This window comes from Blochmannia endosymbiont of Polyrhachis (Hedomyrma) turneri, assembly GCF_000973505.1.
Classification (GTDB): Bacteria; Pseudomonadota; Gammaproteobacteria; order Enterobacterales; family Enterobacteriaceae; genus Blochmanniella.
On sequence record NZ_CP010048.1, the window covers coordinates 314,062 to 334,027 of the forward strand.

General features: G+C 27.3%; 15 protein-coding genes and 1 pseudogene. All 16 read right to left on the bottom strand.

Annotation, left to right across the window (positions count from 1 at the left end; all coding sequences use genetic code 11):
- Nucleotides 1-72: 72 nt before the first annotated feature.
- Nucleotides 73-1,572 (bottom strand): tRNA lysidine(34) synthetase TilS, encoded by a 1,500-nt coding sequence (gene tilS / locus BTURN675_RS01325; RefSeq protein ID WP_046288770.1) that lies wholly within the window; start codon nucleotides 1,570-1,572, stop codon nucleotides 73-75.
- Between the two features lie 166 nt (nucleotides 1,573-1,738).
- Nucleotides 1,739-2,698: an acetyl-CoA carboxylase carboxyl transferase subunit alpha gene (gene accA / locus BTURN675_RS01330; protein ID WP_046288771.1), complete on the bottom strand. Its 960-nt coding sequence runs from the start codon at nucleotides 2,696-2,698 to the stop codon at nucleotides 1,739-1,741.
- A gap of 268 nt (nucleotides 2,699-2,966) precedes the next feature.
- Nucleotides 2,967-6,203: pseudogene (gene dnaE / locus BTURN675_RS01335) on the bottom strand (DNA polymerase III subunit alpha); the annotation flags it as partial.
- A gap of 293 nt (nucleotides 6,204-6,496) precedes the next feature.
- Nucleotides 6,497-7,666: a lipid-A-disaccharide synthase gene (gene lpxB / locus BTURN675_RS01340; RefSeq protein WP_046288772.1), complete on the bottom strand. Its 1,170-nt coding sequence runs from the start codon at nucleotides 7,664-7,666 to the stop codon at nucleotides 6,497-6,499.
- Between the two features lie 3 nt (nucleotides 7,667-7,669).
- On the bottom strand, nucleotides 7,670-8,458 hold the full coding sequence (gene lpxA / locus BTURN675_RS01345; protein WP_046288773.1) for an acyl-ACP--UDP-N-acetylglucosamine O-acyltransferase: 789 nt from the start codon (nucleotides 8,456-8,458) through the stop codon (nucleotides 7,670-7,672).
- Nucleotides 8,451-8,918, bottom strand: coding sequence for a 3-hydroxyacyl-ACP dehydratase FabZ (gene fabZ / locus BTURN675_RS01350; protein WP_046288774.1), 468 nt, complete (start codon nucleotides 8,916-8,918; stop codon nucleotides 8,451-8,453). Before fabZ ends, lpxA begins: the two co-directional genes overlap by 8 nt.
- Nucleotides 8,919-9,035: 117 nt before the next feature.
- On the bottom strand, nucleotides 9,036-10,064 hold the full coding sequence (gene lpxD, locus BTURN675_RS01355; RefSeq protein ID WP_046288775.1) for a UDP-3-O-(3-hydroxymyristoyl)glucosamine N-acyltransferase: 1,029 nt from the start codon (nucleotides 10,062-10,064) through the stop codon (nucleotides 9,036-9,038).
- Between the two features lie 5 nt (nucleotides 10,065-10,069).
- Entirely contained in the window at nucleotides 10,070-10,558 is a 489-nt protein-coding gene (locus BTURN675_RS01360) for an OmpH family outer membrane protein (protein ID WP_046288776.1), read from the bottom strand.
- Nucleotides 10,559-10,670: 112 nt separating this feature from the next.
- On the bottom strand, nucleotides 10,671-13,133 hold the full coding sequence (bamA, locus tag BTURN675_RS01365) for an outer membrane protein assembly factor BamA (RefSeq protein ID WP_052722594.1): 2,463 nt from the start codon (nucleotides 13,131-13,133) through the stop codon (nucleotides 10,671-10,673).
- A 106-nt stretch (nucleotides 13,134-13,239) separates the two neighbouring features.
- On the bottom strand, nucleotides 13,240-14,619 hold the full coding sequence (gene rseP / locus BTURN675_RS01370; protein WP_158332951.1) for a sigma E protease regulator RseP: 1,380 nt from the start codon (nucleotides 14,617-14,619) through the stop codon (nucleotides 13,240-13,242).
- Nucleotides 14,620-14,669: 50 nt separating this feature from the next.
- Entirely contained in the window at nucleotides 14,670-15,512 is an 843-nt protein-coding gene (locus BTURN675_RS01375; RefSeq protein ID WP_046288777.1) for a phosphatidate cytidylyltransferase, read from the bottom strand.
- Nucleotides 15,513-15,550: 38 nt separating this feature from the next.
- The gene (uppS, locus tag BTURN675_RS01380; RefSeq protein WP_275451392.1) at nucleotides 15,551-16,291 is read right to left on the bottom strand and encodes a polyprenyl diphosphate synthase; all 741 of its coding nucleotides are present in this window, start codon (nucleotides 16,289-16,291) and stop codon (nucleotides 15,551-15,553) included.
- Nucleotides 16,292-16,735: 444 nt separating this feature from the next.
- Complete coding sequence (locus BTURN675_RS01385) at nucleotides 16,736-17,377, bottom strand: hypothetical protein (protein ID WP_144406091.1); 642 nt, start codon at nucleotides 17,375-17,377, stop codon at nucleotides 16,736-16,738.
- A gap of 152 nt (nucleotides 17,378-17,529) precedes the next feature.
- Entirely contained in the window at nucleotides 17,530-18,099 is a 570-nt protein-coding gene (frr, locus tag BTURN675_RS01390; protein ID WP_046288780.1) for a ribosome recycling factor, read from the bottom strand.
- 63 nt (nucleotides 18,100-18,162) lie between these two features.
- Nucleotides 18,163-18,903: a UMP kinase gene (gene pyrH / locus BTURN675_RS01395; RefSeq protein ID WP_046289110.1), complete on the bottom strand. Its 741-nt coding sequence runs from the start codon at nucleotides 18,901-18,903 to the stop codon at nucleotides 18,163-18,165.
- 240 nt (nucleotides 18,904-19,143) lie between these two features.
- A complete protein-coding gene (tsf, locus tag BTURN675_RS01400; RefSeq protein ID WP_046288781.1) occupies nucleotides 19,144-19,965 on the bottom strand; it encodes a translation elongation factor Ts in 822 nt (273 codons plus the stop codon).
- Nucleotide 19,966: the final 1 nt, after the last annotated feature.

The following is a 19,966-nucleotide window of genomic DNA, read 5'->3' on the forward strand; positions in this document are numbered from 1 at the left end:
ATATTTATTGTTTTTTTTAATATTGTTTTTTTAATAAATATTGAATATCGGGTATCAATCATTTATTAATTGTTATTTTATTGTTTTTTGTAACCAAAAAATTCCGGCTACTTTTGATTTATTTGTTATATTTCCATCTTGTGTTGTAAATATCCCAAGGGCTGAAATTAATTTATTATTATAGAATAATAGAGGGGTATTGTTTCGAATCCAAGGTGGTATTTTAAGTTCTTGCCATATTTTTTTTATTTTTTTACTATGTACTTTACCAATAATGCGTATGTTACTATTTTGTAAATATTTAAATCGTATTGAGATTTTTTCTTGTTTATTGGGGGATCTTACTAAGGATAAAGTTAATATTTTTTTATTAATATAATTAGATTGCCAAAAATTGTTTGGTAATAATATTATTTTTTTAATATGATTTTTTTTTTCATCTAATAAATAACTTTTTATATTAGATGATTTTATCGAGGTTAGTGTTCCAAGGTTGTTTGGTAATGTTATTCTTTTTTTAAAATTATTCCACGGAATTATAATATCATTTAATAATGTTTGTGTTGATTTGGGAATAATATATAGTCTATTTTGAAAACGACGGAGTAAATTTTCTTTATTTAATACCATAATTGGTGTTGAATCTTTTTTACTGAGTATAATGTTGTTCCATATATGATTTAACTTATCGTATGATGGCATTTGTATATTAAAATTAGTTAGCCAACGTCGTATTAATGCTTGCCTTTTTTGTATACTCATATGAATAAGTGGTTTTAATAATAATGATTGATCAGTATGATATAATGACTTTAGTTCTTGTTGTAATAATTCATCTAATAAAGTTTCTTGTTCAGCACATAATTGTGCACTTCGTGATATTGTGTGATTAATTCCTGGCCATCTATTTTTTAGTATTGGCATAATTTGTAATCGTAAAAAATTACGGTCGAAACGTGTGTTTGAATTACTGTTATCCGTTATCCAAATTAATTTTTTTTTCTTTGCATATAATTGTATTTGTTCTTTAGTACACTGTAAGAATGGGCGGAGTAACAGTTGATATTTAGAAAAAAAAGTTTTTTTTTGCATTCCTGACAAACCTTTAGGTCCACTTCCCCGTTTTAAAGCGAGTAAAAAAGTTTCAGCTTGATCATTTAAATGCTGTGCAGTAAGTAATGTTTCTTGTTTATATATATTTTCAAATAGTTTTTGATAACGTATTTGACGTGCTGTAGCTTCAATGCCCCCTTGATTATTTTTTTTGTTATAATGAGCATAGATAAGATTAAATGGAATGTTTCGTTTTTTACATTCTTTGAAGCAGTGCTTTGCCCAATGATTTGAATAGTAATTTAATCCATGATGTATATGAATTGCACGTAATGTGAATGGTGTGGATATATTATATGTATTTGATTGTGTTTGAGTATTAATAGTATGTAATATATCTAATAATACTGTAGAATCTAATCCACCACTAAATGCTAATACTAGCTTGGAATGATTTTGTATATGTTGAATAACTTCTTGATATAATTGATCTTCGGGGGTTAATGTATTAATTAGCATATTTATTTTTATAATTATTATAGAATAATATTTATTTTAAATAGAAAACTAATATTCATATAAGGTTAATTGTTAATATAAAAAAATGCGTTGTTTTACTCAATTTTTTTTAATAATTATGTGTGTTAAATGTGATTATTTTCCATGTTGACTATAAATAATAAAATTAACAATAACCATAATTCATAAGACGATTATAACGTCTATTGATGAGTTCTTTATCTGTTAGTAAATCCAGTTCTGATAAATCTAGAAATAATTGTGTTTTGATTGAGGTGGATATATCTATTATGTTTCTGTGGGCTCCACCAATGGGTTCAGATATAATGTTATCTATAAGACCAAGTTCTTTTAAACGTGGTGCAATTATACTCATAGCTTCAGCAGCTACTGGTGCTTTTTCTATATTTTTCCATAAAATTGAAGCGCATCCTTCTGGAGAAATTACAGAATATGTACTATATTGCAACATATTTATTTTGTCACCTACGCTAATTGCTAATGCGCCACCTGATCCACCTTCGCCAATAATTGTACAAATTATTGGAGTGTTTAAAACAGACATTGTGCGTAAATTTTTTGCAATAGCTTCTGATTGTCCTCGTTCTTCTGCACCAATTCCCGGATATGCTCCTGGAGTATCGATAAATGTGATTAGTGGCATTTTAAAACGTTCTGCTAATTGCATTAATCTGAGAGATTTTCTATAACCTTCTGGAGCTGGCATGCCGAAATTTCTACGAATGTTTTCTTTTATTTCTCGTCCTTTTTGGTGTCCAATAATCATAACTGGTCTATTATCAAGACGTGCTATACCTCCAACAATAGCCTTATCATCGGAGTAAATGCGATCTCCAGATAATTCGTCAAAGTCGTCAAAAATATATTGTATGTAATCTAGGGTATGTGGTCGACACGGATGTCTAGCTAATTGTGAAATTTGCCAGGCAGTTAAATTAGAAAAAATTTTTTGAATTAATCGAGTGTGTTTTTTTTTAAGTCGTTGAATTTCTGTATTAAAATTAATATTAAGTGTTTTATCTTTTTCATTTAATTGTATTAATTCGTGAATTTTTTCTTCTAGATCTACGATAGGCTGTTCAAAATCGAGAAAATTTAAATTCATAATATTCCTACTTTTTTTAAAATGTTGACTTGTATTTGTTAATTGTCTTTTAATTAGTAAAGTTTGTCTAATAATGTATCAGTAATTGCTATTTTTTATTTTTTTTGTTAAAAAATATTTGTTTTTATGTATTTATTTAATTATTACAGATAAAATGATACTGTTAGTATTTCTGTTTGATGTTTTTTAAACATGTATATATTCATATTAAAAATTTATCATGTATTTAAGTATATGTTAAGAAGATAGATGAACTTTTTGAATATTATTTACGTGTGTTATTGATATTTGTGATTGTATTAGCAGTTATTCTAAATCTGTTATACGTGTTATCAATATTAACTTTCCCTTGTATTAATAGAATTGATTTATGGTTTATGTAATTTTTGAGTTTATTTAGTAATGTGGATCGAATAATTATTTCTAATTCTCCGGTATTGTCATCTATAGTACATAAAGCAATTTGATTGTTATTTTTAGTATTAATAATTTTTTTTGATATTAATAATCCAACAATGGATACAGTTTTATTATTTGATATATATACTATTTCGTTTATTTTTTTTATTGATGGAAAGATTTTTTTGTAGTTGTGTATTTCTTTCAAGTATTTGTTAATGGGATGGTTACTTAAATACATTCCGATGATTTCTCGTTCTTTATGTAGTAAAGTTTCTTCAGAATATTTTGATGGTTTGCTTTTATTTGATGTATTTGGTTCTGTAATTAATATTTCAAACATATCGTGTTGATGATTAATTTTATTATTAATATATTGATTAGCAGTTTTTATTGTATAATCAAGTGATTGTATTAATTGTGTGCGACTAGTTCCAAAACAATCACATGTTCCAGAAAAAATTAATTTTTCTATAATTTTTTTATTTAAGTTTTTTTCTTGACTAAACGTACATAAATCAAATAAATTTTTAAATATTCCATAATTATTTCGTATAGTAATAATAGATTGAATTGTATGTTCTCCTAACCCTTTTATAGCACCCATTCCATAAATAATTTCATGATTATCATTAACATGAAAGTGATATTGACTGGTATTGATATTAGGCGGTAATATTTTAATCATCATTCGCTGACATTCGCGGATCAATTTAATAATTTTATCTATATTATCTATATCTGCGTTTAAAGTAGATGCCATAAATTCGGCCGGATGATGTGTTTTCAACCATAATGTTTGGTATGATAATAATGCATAAGCAGCAGAATGAGATTTATTAAAACCATATCCAGAAAACTTTTCTACTAGATCGAAAATTTTCATTGAAAGTGTATTATCGATACCAAGTTTATGTGCCCCTGCTTGAAAGATTGATCGTTGTTTAGCCATTTCTTTTGGTTGCTTTTTCCCTATTGCACGCCGTAGTACATCTGCATCTGCCAAACTATATCCTGCCAATACTTGAGCGATTTGCATGACTTGTTCTTGATAAAGGATAATACCATATGTAGATTCAAGAACTGGTTTTAAACTATCGTGTTGCCATTGGCTATCCGGATAAAAAATTTTTTCTCGGCCATGTTTTCTGTTAATAAAATTATCAACCATTCCTGATTGTAATGGTCCTGGTCGAAATAGTGCAATTAATGCGATAATATCTTCAAAGCAGTCTGGTTGTAATCTTTTAATGAGTTCTTTTATACCTTTAGATTCTAATTGAAATATGGCGGTAGTTTCTCCAGTTTGCAATATTTTAAAGCTTTTTTTGTCATTCAATGGGATTGTATTAATATCAATTAGTGATAAATTATTTTTTAATGATCTTTGATTAATAATTTTTAATGTTGAATCAATAATTGTCAGTGTTCTTAAACCAAGAAAATCAAATTTTATTAAACCTATACGTTCGATATCATCTTTGTCAAATTGCGTCATTGGATATTTTCCTCCTTTATCGTAATATAAAGGAGCAAAATCAGTAATTGTAGTTGGTGCAATCACTATCCCCCCGGCATGTTTCCCTACGTTTTTAATTACGCCTTCTAGTTGAAATGCCATGTCAATCAATGATTTTATATCTTCATTTTCATGATAGGACGAGCATAATTTTTGTGAAGTATTGAAAGCTTTTTTCAATGTAATTCTTGGTTCTAATGGTATTAATTTTGAAATTTTATCCACGAAAATATAAGGATATTCTAAAACGCGTCCAACGTCTTTAATTACTGCTCGAGCGGACATTGTGGCAAATGTAATAATTTGAGAGACTGCATTATTTCCGTAAGTTTTTATTACATGATCAATAACCATATCACGTTTTTCCATGCAAAAATCGATATCTAAATCAGGCATTGATATACGTTCAGGATTTAAAAATCTTTCAAACAATAAATTAAATTGCAATGGATTAAGATCTGTAATTTTTAATGCATACGCTACTAATGAGCTAGCCCCAGAACCTCTTCCTGGTCCGACTGGTATACAATTTTTTTTTGCCCACTGTATAAATTCCATGACAATTAAAAAATAACCCGGGAATCCCATATTGTTTATCATTTGTAATTCATTATTTAATCGGTTATCATAATTTTTTCGTTGTATATATCGATCAGCGGGATTTGGAAATAATTTTTTTAATCGTTCTTCTAATCCATTTTTGGCATGTTTGATTAAAAATGTTGTGATTGGAGTTTTTCCAGTTGGAAATTTTGGTAGAAAAAATTGATTAAATTTCATTGTTAAATTGCATCTTTTTGCAATTTCTACAGTATTTGTTAAAGCTGCTGGGATGTCGAAAAAAAGCTTGCACATATCTTGTTCATTACGCATAAATTGTTGTGGTGTATATGTTTGCGATTTTTTGATATTTTCGTATGTTGTTCCTTTATGTATAGCAACACGAATTTGGTGTGCTTTAAAATCTTTCGCATGAATAAACCTGACATTATTAGTAGCAACTAGTGGTATTTTTTTTTGTATAGCTATTGTAATAATTTTATTTAAATAAATTGTTTCATTTGTTTGTCCAGTTCTTGTGATTTCAAAATAATATCGATCATGAAAGTATTTCATGTAAAATAATATACATTGTTCTATTTGTGAGGTATTGTGATATATTAAATATTGACCAATATCTCCTTTATATCCTCCAGATAATAAAATTAATCCTTCATTATGTTCAGATAGTAAACTATATGTTATAGTTGGTATAATTGTTTGAGTATAGGATCTATTTCGATATGCTTTTGAAATAATATTAATTAAATTTTTATATCCTGTGTTATTAGCTGCTAAGCATGTTACTTCAAAATATTTATTATGAAATTTTATTAAAAAATCGCTGCCGATAATTGGTTTGATTCCAAGATTATGAGCATATGAGTAGAATTTTATTGAACCAAATATATTTGTGAAATCAGTGATAGCTAATGCTGGCATATTCAAATATGCGGCTTGTTCTACTAAAGAATGAATTTTGGCTAATCCATCAATCATGGAATAATCGCTATGAATATGGAGGTGAATAAAATTTGGTTCCTTCATTTTAATGTTATTTTATAAATATACTTTAAATATTGAATACAAAACTAGTTAAATTAGTTGTAATATTTTATTATGTATAATATTTTTGCAATTTTAATTACAAAATATGCGATTTATTTATAATAATGCATAATTTAAATATTAGCACAATATTTATTTTTTTGACTATTACATGATTCATATTATATTTATTATATTATTGATGTATGTTAAATTGATATTTTTAATTTTAATATATTGATAGATGATCGCATCATAATATATATTATTAGTAGTTTTTTGTGAAATTGTTATTATTTTTTTGTTAGTGTTAAGGAAGAACGGATTAATTGTAATACTGCAATTGCTGCTTTTTTGTTGGCATTGCATTTTATTGTTTTATGTAATTTCAAAAAATCATTTTTTAATATTAATTGTGTTTTTGTATTTGTTAGTAATGGTATTAATGCTTGCACCAAATTGTCTGGACAGCAATTATTTTGAATAAATTCTTTAACTAATTCACGTTTTGCTAATATATTTGGCAAAGATATCCATGGTGTTTTTATAAATTTTTTTATTAATAAAAAAGTTATTGGATGTATTCGATAGGCAACTACCATAGGACATTTCACTAGCATACATTCCAAAGTAGCAGTACCTGATGCTAACAATGTTGCGTCTGCGGCAGTCATAGCTAATTGCGATTGATTATTTAAAATATGAATATTTTTTATTTTAGAATGTATGTTGACAAAATATTTGTTAAGTTTTTCATGTGCCATTGGGATAATAATTTCAAGTTCTGGGAAATAATCACGTTGTAATATTTTTACACAATTTATAAAATCATTAATTAATCTTTTTACCTCATGATTGCGGCTACCAGGTAATAATGCTAAACAAAGTGAATGATTAGAGATCCCTAATATTCGTCTAGCAGCATATTTATCTGGCTTTAGTGGAATTGAATCAGCTAATGTATGACCAATAAATTGGCATGGAACATTAAAATGTTCATATATTTTTTTTTCAAATGGTAACAATGTTAAAATATTGTTAGTTGCATTAGCAATTTTAAATATTCTGTATTTACGCCATGCCCAAATTGTTGGACTAACATAATGAATAGTATAAATTCCTTTATCTTTTAGTTTCTTTTCTAATGTGATATTAAAATCAGGAGCGTCAATTCCAATAAAAACATTAGGTTTTAAGAGTAAAAATCGTCGAATTAATTGTTTTCTAATTTTTAAAATTTTAGGCAGTTCTGTTATTATCTCCATGATGCCCATTATTGTTAATTCTTCCATATCATACCAAGTTTCTATCCCTGCTATTTTCATATTGGGACCTGCTACACCAAAAAATTGTACATTTGGTAAATATTGTTGTAAAGACATCATTAGTCCTGCCCCTAAAATATCTCCAGAAATTTCTCCTGCTACTATACCGATATTGATTTGACGATTTGTAACGTTCATGAATTATCGAATAATCCCCCGTTTAGAGCAAGCTAAAAAATTTATTAGTGTATTAATTACAGAATGTTTCTCTGCTAAGTACTTTAGGTCTAATTTTGCTTCTTCTATTGTTTTATTACTTCGATAAAGAATTTTATAAGCATGTCGAATCGCACGCAATTCAGTATGATTAAATCCTCGTTGTTTTAATCCTTTAACATTAATTCCAAATGGTGTTGCATGATTACCATGTGCTATTACAAAAGGTGGAACATCTTGGACAACTCCAGAACATCCTCCCAACATAACATGTGCTCCGATAATACAAAATTGATGTATAGCAGTCATCCCACCTATAATAGTATAATCTCCAACTATTACATGCCCTCCTAAAGTGGCATTGTTCGCCATAATACAATGATCGCCAATTATACAATCATGTGCGATATGAGTGTTGATCATTAATATGTTGTTACTACCTATTTTTGTAATTTTTCCTCCTTGTATTGTTCCTCTATGTATTGTGACACTTTCTCGAATATGATTATTATGTCCTATTTCTATACGAGTGGCTTCTCCTTTATACTTTAAGTCTTGATTAATTTCACCCAGTGAAGAAAATTGATATATTTGATTATCTTCTCCAATATGAGTAATACCGTTAATTACAACATGTGATTTAAGTAATGTTCGTGCACCAATTTCAACTTGTGCTCCAATAAAGCAAAATGGCCCAATATAGACATGAGGATGAATAATAGCACCTTTTTCAACAATAGCACTAGGGTGTATAAAAGCAGATTGGTTAATCACACATTGTACTCTCTTTTCGGCGTGCGCACATCATTGATGCCTCACAGGCTGTGTCTCCATCAACTGTAACTATACCTTTAAAACGTGCTACTCCGCATCGTTCTTTAATAAATTCAACTTCGAGAATCATTTGATCCCCAGGATGTACTGGACGTTTAAATCTAGCTTCATCAATAGCAGCAAAATAATATAGTTCTCCTGGAGATAATTTACCGTTACTTTTAAACGCTAATATACCTGTTGCTTGTGCCATAGCTTCTAATATTAATACGCCAGGGAAGATTGGTTTTCCAGGAAAATGTCCTTGGAAAAATGGTTCGTTAAACGAAACGTTTTTTACTGCTCGTAAAAATTTTCCTTTTTGAAAATCTAACACACGATCAACTAACAAGAATGGAAATCGGTGGGGTAAAAGTTCTAATACTTCTTCAATATGTAGAACATGGTTATCAGTAGTCAAAATATTCTTCCTGCTTTATAAAAATTTTATTAAGTATGGGTTATCTTGTTGATCGTAGGATAAAAGGAGTAAATAGTCCCATAAATAATAAATAGTTTTTTTAAGTATTTACAATCTTTATGGTATTTTTTTTATAAATTTATTTTCTAGTGTTTTTATTCGTTTGTTTATATTGTTAATATTCATGACTAGTATTGCAGTTTTTCGCCAAACTTTATTTGTTTGTAAAGGGATTCCTGATGAATATGTTCCAGGTTCAGTAATGGTTCGCATTACCATTCCCATTCCCGTGATTATTACATTGTTGCAAATTTTTATATGCCCATTGATTACGCTAGCTCCGCCTATCATACAATGTTCTCCAATAATTACACTTCCAGCTATAATTACTCCTCCTGCAATAGCGGTATTTTTCCCAATAATAACATTATGTGCAATTTGACATTGATTATCTATAATTACCCCATCGTGTATATAAGTATCATCTAATGCTCCTCGATCAATTGTAGTACAGGCACCAATTTCAACGTGGTTTCCAATGCATACTTTTCCTAGTTGAGGGATTTTCATCCATTGACCGTTATTATTGATATATCCAAATCCATCGGATCCAATAATTGTTCCGGAATGTATTGAACAGTATTGGCCAATATGAGAATTGTGATAGACTGTAACATTGGCTGACAAGTGTGTTCCGGAACCTATTTTTGTATTTTTCCCTATAAAGTTACCTGCTCCGATTATTACATCGTTGCCTAGTGTTACTCCTGTTTCTATTACTGCATTCGCTCCAATTCCAATGTTTTTACCTAATGTGACGTTTGGATGAATTATTGCACTGTTTTCAATTATTCTTGTTGGTTTTGAAGTATGATCTATAAGTTTTGCTATTTTAGTATATGTAAGATATGGATCATTAACTACTAATGCGGATGTTTTGCAAAATTTAATATTATCATATGTCATAATAATTGCTGAAGCTTTACAAGAAGACAATGTATGTCTTAGCTTTTTATTTGCTAGAAAAGTAATATGGCCTGTTTGTGCATTTTGTATAGAAGCGATACCAGTAATAGTAACATTATTATTGCCGTATATTTTCCCATTTACTTGTTTTGCTAAATCCGTTAATTCTATTGGGAACATAATACTTATTTAACCTGTTTTAATATATCGTCAGTAATATCTTGAATGTTATTTGCATATGCTATAGCGCTACTATCAATAACAAGTTCATAACCTTCTCGTTTTGCAACATTTGTAACTATTTTCTGTATCATGTTTAAAATTTTATCTCTTTCTTCTGTTTGTCTAAGTTGATTGTCTTGCTGAAATGATTTGGCTTTGTTAGAGAATTCTTCTCGTTGATCCATTATTGATTTTTCTAAATTATTACGTTCAGACACTCGCATTGTAGAACTATCTCTTTGCAAATTATGTATTTTTTGTTGCAAATTTTGTTCTATTGATTGTAGCTCTATGGCACGATCTTTAAATTCTTCTTCAAGTTGTTTTGCTATTATAGCACGTTGTGCAGATTGCTGAAAAATATCAGATATATTAACTATTGCAATTTTATTCATTGCAAAAGCGCAATGTGAAGTTAAACTAAAGATGATTATATGTATCCATGTTTTCACTGTAGTCCTCTTAAGTTATTAATTTATACTATTTTAGAGAATAATGATGTTTTATTGATTACATTTTAAAATTTAAGTTGATGAGTAATTTAGTTGTTGTATTGTATAATAACTACCATGTCTTTCCAATGTTAAATTGAAATTGTTCGGTTTTATCTCCAGTATATTTTTTTATTAATTTTGAATAAGAGAATATAATTGGTCCAACCGGTGACATCCATTGGATTGCTAATCCATCAGAGATACGAATATTGGTTGCTTTTTTATAATTTGGAATGGCAGCTGCATAAGTAGATAACGTATTTTTCCAATAGGTGTCCCACACAGTACCCATGTCAATGAATACTGATGTTCGTATTGTATTGATGTACTTTTTACTTAAAAATGGAGGAGGAATAATTAATTCTCCTTTTAAAATAGTTATTGCATTGCCACCTATAGCATCTTGGGAGTTTTTTATTATACATGAGTCATATGTTGTATTATCGGTGGTACATATATAGTATGCTGCCTTTGGTCCGATAGTGTTATTTCGAAAACCTCGTACTATATTATTACCTCCTGAATAAAAATTATCATAAAAAGGATTTTTGTGTCCATATAATCCTGCACTATATCCGGCATGTATATGACCCATTAGTATCCAATAGTTGGATTTTTTGTATAGTGGAATGTAGTGGGTACTATTAAGACTTAATTTATAATATTTATTGCTAGAACCAGGAATTGTTATTTTTCCTGAAATATCAGAATATACACCTTGTGTAGGAAAATAAGAGTGATTTAGAGTATTATGTTTCCAGTCGATTCTAAAAAACAAATCATTACTAGTAAAGTTGATATTATGAAAAGTTTCATTTTTATTTTTTATTTTATTATTGATAAATGTTTTTGGATAAATTCCTTGAGAATTTAAATATCTCCATATTATTATTTGAGGTTTTATATTATTTAAATGATTATACATATAATCTAAACCAAAATTTGTTGTATTGTATTCATTAACAGGAAATCCTATACTAAAATTCATACCATAACTTTTTAGTCCGTAATTTGCCAAGTCAGCGTTGTTTGCAGTGAAGTTATTGTAGAATATTTTTCCTTCTATACCGAGATTGTTGATGGTAAGATATGGATAAGTTATTGATAATTCAGTATAGGTTTGATAATGATTTTTAGTTGCGTTTAAAATAAATGCATTTCCTGTTCCAAATAGATTTTCTTGCTGAATTCCACATTGGAAATTTATTCCACTTTCAGTTCCTATTCCAACATTAATATTCATATTTCCACTATTATGTTCTTTTACTTCGTAAATTATGTTTGCCATATCAGGGATTTTTGGAATATATTCAGTATGAATTTTCACATATTCGAATAATCCTGTTCTATTTAAACGTTTTTGACTGTGATTAAGAAAGTTACTATTTATCCAAGTGTTTTCCATTTGATATATTTCTCTTCGTAGCACTGGATCTTGAGTAAAAGTATTCCCTTTAAATATTATTTTATTAACATAAAAACGTTTTCCAATATCAATATTAAGATATAATTTCACTGTTTTAATAGTGTCATTTATTTCAAGTTCTGTTATTATATTTGGGTTAATATAGCCATGAGTTCCCAGAAATTTTTTTATATCGTATATTGTATTTTGTATTTTTTGATTATTATATAGTTCATTTGGATGGATTTTTAGTAATGTATGAATTTTATGAGAAAAATTGGATATGTTACCACTGACTGATATTTTAGATATTTTATATTGTAATCCTTCTGTAATATATATGGAAATATATACATTTTCTTTGTTTGGTGTTAATCGAATGTGAGTAGAATCGATGTTGAATTTAGCAAAACCTCTGTTTAAATAAAAATTCTGAAGTGACTTTAAATCGTGTAATAAATATTTTTTTTTATATTGTTTTTTGAACGGTATATGTAATCCATAAATGTTGTTATGTAATTGAAATAATTTCAGTAATGTATTAAAATTGGTTTGATGATTTCCTATAATATTTATTTTTTGAACTTTAGCTGTTTTTCCTTCGTCAAATAATATTTTTAAATTTATTTGATTATTTGGTAAATGTATGATTGTTGGTTGTATTTTAGCATTATATTTTCCAATATCGTAATAAAAGTTTTTTAATATTTCTTCCATTTTGGAAATACTTTGTGGATTAAAGAATTTTCCCACTTCTATACCATGAAGTTTCAAATTTTTGTCTAATATGTTTTTTTTGATTGTTTGATTACCTAAAAATGAAATATTGGCAATTAATGGATATTCTTTAACTCGTATAATAATTGTGTTGTTATTTTTGAGTATTTTGATATTTTCAAAATATCCTGTAGAAAATAGTATTTTTATTGTGTTGGCGATGTCATGGTCATTAATTATGTCCTTTGTGCGAAAGGGTACATGAGATAAAATTAATTTAGTAGGAACACGTTGTAAACCTTCACATTGAATGTTTTTTATTATAAATTGATTATCGGCATATGATAAAGTATGGTTTAATATAAGTAGTATATTAAATGATATGAATATTATTAAAAATATTTTTTTCATTATTTTTATTTTGTTTTTTGATAGCGTATTCGATAACAAATTTAAATGTTATTGATATATCTATAAATGTATTTTTAACGTAATATTGTGTCATATATTAAAATTATTAAAATTTAGATAAATCATTGAATATTGCTAAACACATTAGGAGTATTAATAAAAGTATTCCAATTGGATAAGTATATTTTTCTATTTGTTTGGATACTTTTTTTCCAATAATTTTTTCAATTATTAATAATAATAAATAACCGCCATCTAAGATGGGTAATGGTAATAAGTTGGTGATTCCTAAATTAATGCTAATTAATGATAAAAATATCAGATAGGAAATCATTCCATATTTTGTTGCTTCTTTAGCGCCTTGTGCTATAGCTATAGGACCCCCCAAAGCATTGAATTCAATATCTCCAATAATTAATTTATATAACACATTATATGTAAGAGATATTATCTTCCAAACTTTTTCTATTGATTTTTTAATAGAGATTATCGGATTGAATTTTTGTGTAACAGTGTATTCTTTTGAAGTAGGAACATATGTTGGAAATACACCAATATATCCTTCAATAACATTGTTTTTTATAATTTTATCTGGTTTTATTTGTAATTTAAATGTTTTATTTTTTCGAATTATAGTTGTATACAAAATTGTATCTGGATTGTGTTTAACATGTTCTATAAATTCTTCCCATGTTTTTATTGTTTGCTCATTAATAGAAATTATTTCATCTCCCACTCTTAATCCAGCTTTCATACCTGCAGAGCTTTTTTCTATTTTTGATACAATTGGTTGTGTGATAACAGTGGGCATCGGAATTATTCCTACTGCAGTAATAATATCTTTTGTATTTATTGTATAATCACAGTTTGTCAGATCAATAAAATATTTTTTATTATCAGTAGAATGTATAGGAGCAACATCAAGAGTAATATTTTTTTCTTTTTGTTGTGTAATGGTATTAAATAACATCCATCGCACAGATTCCCAATCAGGGGTGTTTATGTTATTTATAGATTTAATTTCTGAATTACAGGGTATTTTATATTGAGAAAAAATTGAGTTTGGGATAATATCAGCGATGATTGGTCGATAAGTGGAAATTCCTATTACAAATATTAACCAATAAATTATAAAGGCAAAAATAATATTAAATATTGGTCCTGCCGCTATGATTATCATTTTTCGCCAAATAGTTTGTTCTTCAAATGTTGTTGCGGGTTGTGTGAGTGTACAATTTTCAGTTGTTAGTGTCTCATTTTTATGTAACATTTTTACATATCCCCCAAGGGGAATAGCTGAAATTACATATTCTGTATTGTGTTTATCTTGATATTTCCAAAATATATATCCAAAACCGATTGAAAAACGTTGTACGGTAACTCCGAAAGCACGCGCTGCTATGAAATGTCCTAGTTCGTGAATTGTAATTAATATTCCCACTGTAACAACAAATGCACAAATATTCCAAAAAATGTATAACACCATATTTTCCATTTTACCTTTTAAAGTTTAAATAATTAAATAATAATAACAAATTAAGTAGTTAATAATAATAGACAGGCGCATATAGGTATTGTTGAGTATAAACTATCTATAGTGTCTAATATACCTCCATGGCCAGGAATTAATTGACTACTATCTTTAACACCTGATTCACGTTTGAACATACTTTCAGTTAGATCTCCTAGTATAGAAGATAATATTATAATAACAGAGTATAAATATAATTTTGAGGGTTCTATATTTATTGGAATATATTTTGAAAATATGAAGCAATTCACAATCATAATGAATATTGCGCCAATATATCCTTCCCATGTTTTGTTGGGTGATATTTTTGGTATTGGGGAATGACGACCTAATTTATATCCGATAATATATGAAAAAGAGTCCATTCCCCAAACGATACCTATAATATATAGTAATAACCATCCACCGGTATAATAATTTTCACTATAACAATATTGTCTTAAAATTAATACCCCCCAAAAAAATGGGAGAATAATTAACATTCCAAATATTTTACATAATAAAGCAGATTTATTCCATAAATTGGCTGAATTTGGATAATATGCTATCAATAAAATTGCAATCAACCACCACGTTAAGATCGCATAAATAATATATATGCTGTTGATAAAATGAAATTTGTTGGGGTGAATACATATTTTTAATAAAACGCATAATAATATAAATATTAATAATAGCCAATTTTTTTGATCGTTAGGAGAATGATGTAGTAATTTCCCCCATTCCCAAGCACTTATCATGCAAATAAATAACGTTACTATTGCAAGTTGTAACGTGGAGAATAAAAATAATATTGTAATAATACACGGCACTAACACAATAGTGCTTATTAAACGATGTTTGAACAAATTAGTCTCCTAAAATAGATCATTATTGTGATATCATATCATATGATTTTACCAAATCGCCGTTTTCGTTGCGCAAATGAATTTAAGGCACGTTGAAATACTGCATCATTAAAATCAGGCCATAATATATCAGTAAAAAATAGCTCAGCATAGGCTATTTGCCACAATAAAAAATTACTAATACGGTGTTCACCTCCAGTTCGAATAACTAAATCTACTGGAGCCAATTCATGCATACAGATATATTGGTATATTATATCTTCATTAATATCGAGAGGATTTAAAATTCCTTTTTGAACTTGTATGGCAATTTTTTTTACACTTTGAACAATATCCCATCGTCCTCCATAATTTACTGCAATATTTAATGTTAATCTATTATTTTTTGATGTTAATTTTTCAGAATTCCGTATATTGCTTTGCAATTGTGCACTAAAAGGATTAATATCACCTATGATACGTAGTTTAATATTATATTTATGTAAGTTTTTTATTTCAGTGTTTAGTACGTAAATGAATAATTTTATGAGTCCGGAGACTTCATATTTTGGTCTGTTCCAATTTTCACTACTGAAAGCATATAAAGTTAATGCATCTAAATTATGATCTAGAGCAAATGTTATAGCTTTTCGAACAGCTTTCACCCCCGCTTTATGTCCCAAAATTCTTAATTTTCCTTGTGTTTCAGCCCATCGTCCATTTCCGTCCATGATAATAGCTACATGACGTGGTAAATTTGATTGCTCTGTTTTATATTTTTCATTAGTTTGGTACGATATCACGTTTATGTATATCCTTAATTAAATAATGTTGAATTTAAAATAAAGAGGTACAAATAACGCGTAAAAACTTTGTAGAATAAGAGTAAAATTAAATTAGTAAGATAAAAATTAAAGTTAAATCTTTTGAAATATGTTTTTTTTAATTTTGTTGTTAATAACTGTAATTGTTTTAATGCCAACATTTTGATCTATAGAAAAAAATTTTCTATAATGTTCTAATTGTTTTTAGTTTTATTGATCGGCTAAATGTTTTGTTATAATTTTTTAAAAAATTAATATAAAACAAACTTTTTTGCAAAGAAATATTTGTAAGTGTTTTATTAGTTATAATGAATATTTTCATTGTTAACTGGATAGGTATTGTAACCCCCAATTAGTATATATATAGTAAAAGTTTGCATATTTACAAGTAATAATCTATGTTACGATATTTTGATTTAATCATATTATGTCATAGTTTTGTGATTTATTTTGTACGTAAAAATATTTCATTTTTCGTACAGAAAATAAATTCATCAGCAATTGATTTTGAATATACTCAAATTTTTTATTGATGATCAAGATAGTCGAATTTGTTGAATTTTTTTTCTTTATTGTCCAATTTTGGTATTGATGTATTATTTTATGTATAATATGAGTATGAGATAGCTGAAATTTTAAAATAATTTTTCGATTTTCTTTTAAATTTTTTGATATTATTTTAAATATTAAACATTTATCTAATAAACTAGATCGTGTGTTCTGTTGGAATCGTATTGTAAATATATTTGAAAAATTAACATTATATTTGTTATTGATAGATAATGGATCTGTATTATTATTAGGAATATTTTTATTGATTTTTTTTTGGTTATTTATTGATGATTGTTTACTTTTCAGAAATATTAATTTTTTATTATATAATACGAAAGTGGTAAAAAATATTTTAAAAATATCAAGGGTGTAAATTATGATTTTTTCAACATTATTCACTGTTGTTAATTTATAGCTATCTTGAATATTTACGAATACTGTTTTAATAGTACCATTGTTAAGTAGATATAATTGTTTTTTCATTTTCTTTCTTGCTTGATTATGAATCATAAAAAATCGCATATGTAATTAAACATTGTTGAACTGACGTAACAGTATTTTTTTATATTCTTGTGTATATACAAGATTTATCAGTATTTTGTTTATGACAAAACATATTTTATGTTTGATAAATTTGTTATTTTAAAATTATTAATTTATGTTTAAAGATGCATCAGTTCTGTTGATTTATTTTCCACAATTTTATTAATTATTTTTGTCCAAGTATCTGTTGATTTTTGTATTTTATTTTGTAATAAATATTCTTTATCTTGATTGATCATTTTATTTTTTATCAGAATTTTAATTTTTTCGTTCATAGAACGGCGTATATTTCTTATGGAAATTTTTGTTTTTTCTGATTCTGTATTTACTAGTTTTATTAATTGATGTCGACGTTCTTCAGTAAGAACAGGCAAAGATACCCGAATAATGTTACCATGTGAACTTATGTTAAGATTTAAATCAGATTTTTGTATTATAGTTTTTTCAATTAAAGTAACCATTTTAGCATCAAATACGGTAACAACTAGTGTGCCTGGGTTTTCAGTAATAATATTGGCTAAATATCGTAACGGTGTAGCAACTGTCCCTGCTGCTTGATATTTAATTTGAATATTGTCTAATATATTTGAAGAAATTCTTCCGGTATGAATTTTTTTGATTTGTGTTTTAAACGTTTCAACACATTTTTTCATGCGTGTTTCGGTATTTTGCATAATATCATTGATCATTTTGTATACCTATTATACCGTTTATAAATAAAATTTTAATGTTAAATATTATTTTGTATCAAATTATTTTGTGTTATTAGTGATTAATGTCCCTTCATTATATCCCATGACAATTCGAAATAGTGCTCCAAGTTTATTCATATTAAAAATACGTATTGGCAAATTATGATCGCGTGCTAATGTAAACGCAGATAAATCCATAATTTTTAATTCTTGTTTTAATACGTCTTGATAACTTAATTGGTCATATAATTTGGCATGAGGGTTTAATATTGGATCAGTGGAAAATACTCCGTCTACTTTAGTGGCTTTTAAGATTACGTCTGCTTCAATTTCTATTCCTCGTAAACAAGCGGCAGAATCAGTAGTAAATAAAGGATTTCCGGTTCCGGCAGTAAAAATGACAACTTGATTTTTATGTAATAAATTGATAGCTTTTTTCCAATTATAATGTTCACATAATCCCTGTAATGCAATAGCAGACATTACATGTGATCTAACATAAATTCGTGTTAAGGCATTACAAATAACTAATCCATTTATTATCGTTCCCAACATACCTATATGGTCACTAAGAACACGTTGCATACCTGATTTTATTAAATCAGCACCACGAAATAAATTACCCCCACCCATGACTATACCGATTTGTATACCTAATTGTGTAACCTTTTTTATTTCTTTGGTAATTCGTTTTAAAACCACGGGGTCTATTCCATGGTTTTCTGTGCCCTGTAAGGCTTCACCGCTTAGTTTGAGTAAAATACGTTGATAAATTGGTTTTCGCGTTAATTTTTTTGCCATCATTATGTTATTCCTTGAAGAACAGTTTTATGAAGCAATTTTAGTTTGATTAGATACGTATTTTGTGGTGGTGAATCATAAAATTTTTATTACCTGAATGTTGTTTAATATTAAATTGATTGTTGTGTTAGACAATTTTGTATAACTATAAGAATCAGTACCAACTTTAATATATTTTGTTTGCTGTATGTCAAATTATTAATTTTTAAAAATAGTAAAGTTTTTAATTATATACAATTATTAATTTGTTGTTTTTATGCCTTCTCCTAGTTCAAATCGAATGAAATGTGTAATATTAATATTGTTATTTTTTAATATATTGGCAATCGTTTTTTGTGTATCCATTATAAATATTTGGTTCAATAAAGAAATTTCATTGACAAATTTTTTTATACGTCCTTCAACTATTTTTTTTGCTACATCATTTGTTTTACCTGATTGTATAGCAAGATTCATTTGTATGTTTTTTTCATGTTCAATTATATTTGTAGGTATATGATGTACATCGATATATTCTGGTTTGTTAGCAGCAATATGCATTGCAATATGTTTTATTAATTGTGAGTTTGTATTACAATTAGTTGTAGAAAGTATTACTCCTATTTTTTGATTATGCAAATAACTTCCGATCATTTCTCCCTCGATATAAGCTATTCTTCGTATTTTAATGTTTTCATCAAATATGGAAATTAGTATGTTTTGTTTTTCCATAAAGTGATTTTTTAATACATTAATGTCGGAAATATTTTTTTCTAAAGCCGTGGCAGCTACAATGTTGGCAAAATTATTAAATTTATCATTTTTACTGACAAAATCAGTTTCGCAATTGATTTCTAAAATTATCCCATTTCTTTTATTTGGTGAAATTTTAGTTAAAACTATTCCTGATTTGGTGATTTTTCCTGATTTTTTTGCAGCTTTTATTAATCCGTTTTCTTTCATGTTATCAATTGCTAATTGAATATTACCATTTGCATTAATTAATGCTTGTTTACATTTCATTATACCCACGTTGGTGCGCTCGCGTAATTCTTTAATTAATTCACTCGAGATATTTGACATG

Bases quoted from the DNA above. Each gene is read 5' to 3' on its own strand.
- tilS (WP_046288770.1), bottom strand. From the start codon at position 1,572: ATGCTAATTAATACATTAACCCCCGAAGATCAATTATATCAAGAAGTT.
- accA (WP_046288771.1), bottom strand. From the start codon at position 2,698: ATGAATTTAAATTTTCTCGATTTTGAACAGCCTATCGTAGATCTAGAA.
- lpxB (WP_046288772.1), bottom strand. From the start codon at position 7,666: ATGAACGTTACAAATCGTCAAATCAATATCGGTATAGTAGCAGGAGAA.
- lpxD (WP_046288775.1), bottom strand. From the start codon at position 10,064: ATGTTCCCAATAGAATTAACGGATTTAGCAAAACAAGTAAATGGGAAA.
- bamA (WP_052722594.1), bottom strand. From the start codon at position 13,133: ATGAAAAAAATATTTTTAATAATATTCATATCATTTAATATACTACTT.
- rseP (WP_158332951.1), bottom strand. From the start codon at position 14,619: ATGGTGTTATACATTTTTTGGAATATTTGTGCATTTGTTGTTACAGTG.
- BTURN675_RS01385 (WP_144406091.1), bottom strand. From the start codon at position 17,377: ATGATTCATAATCAAGCAAGAAAGAAAATGAAAAAACAATTATATCTA.
- frr (WP_046288780.1), bottom strand. From the start codon at position 18,099: ATGATCAATGATATTATGCAAAATACCGAAACACGCATGAAAAAATGT.
- pyrH (WP_046289110.1), bottom strand. From the start codon at position 18,903: ATGGCAAAAAAATTAACGCGAAAACCAATTTATCAACGTATTTTACTC.
- tsf (WP_046288781.1), bottom strand. From the start codon at position 19,965: ATGTCAAATATCTCGAGTGAATTAATTAAAGAATTACGCGAGCGCACC.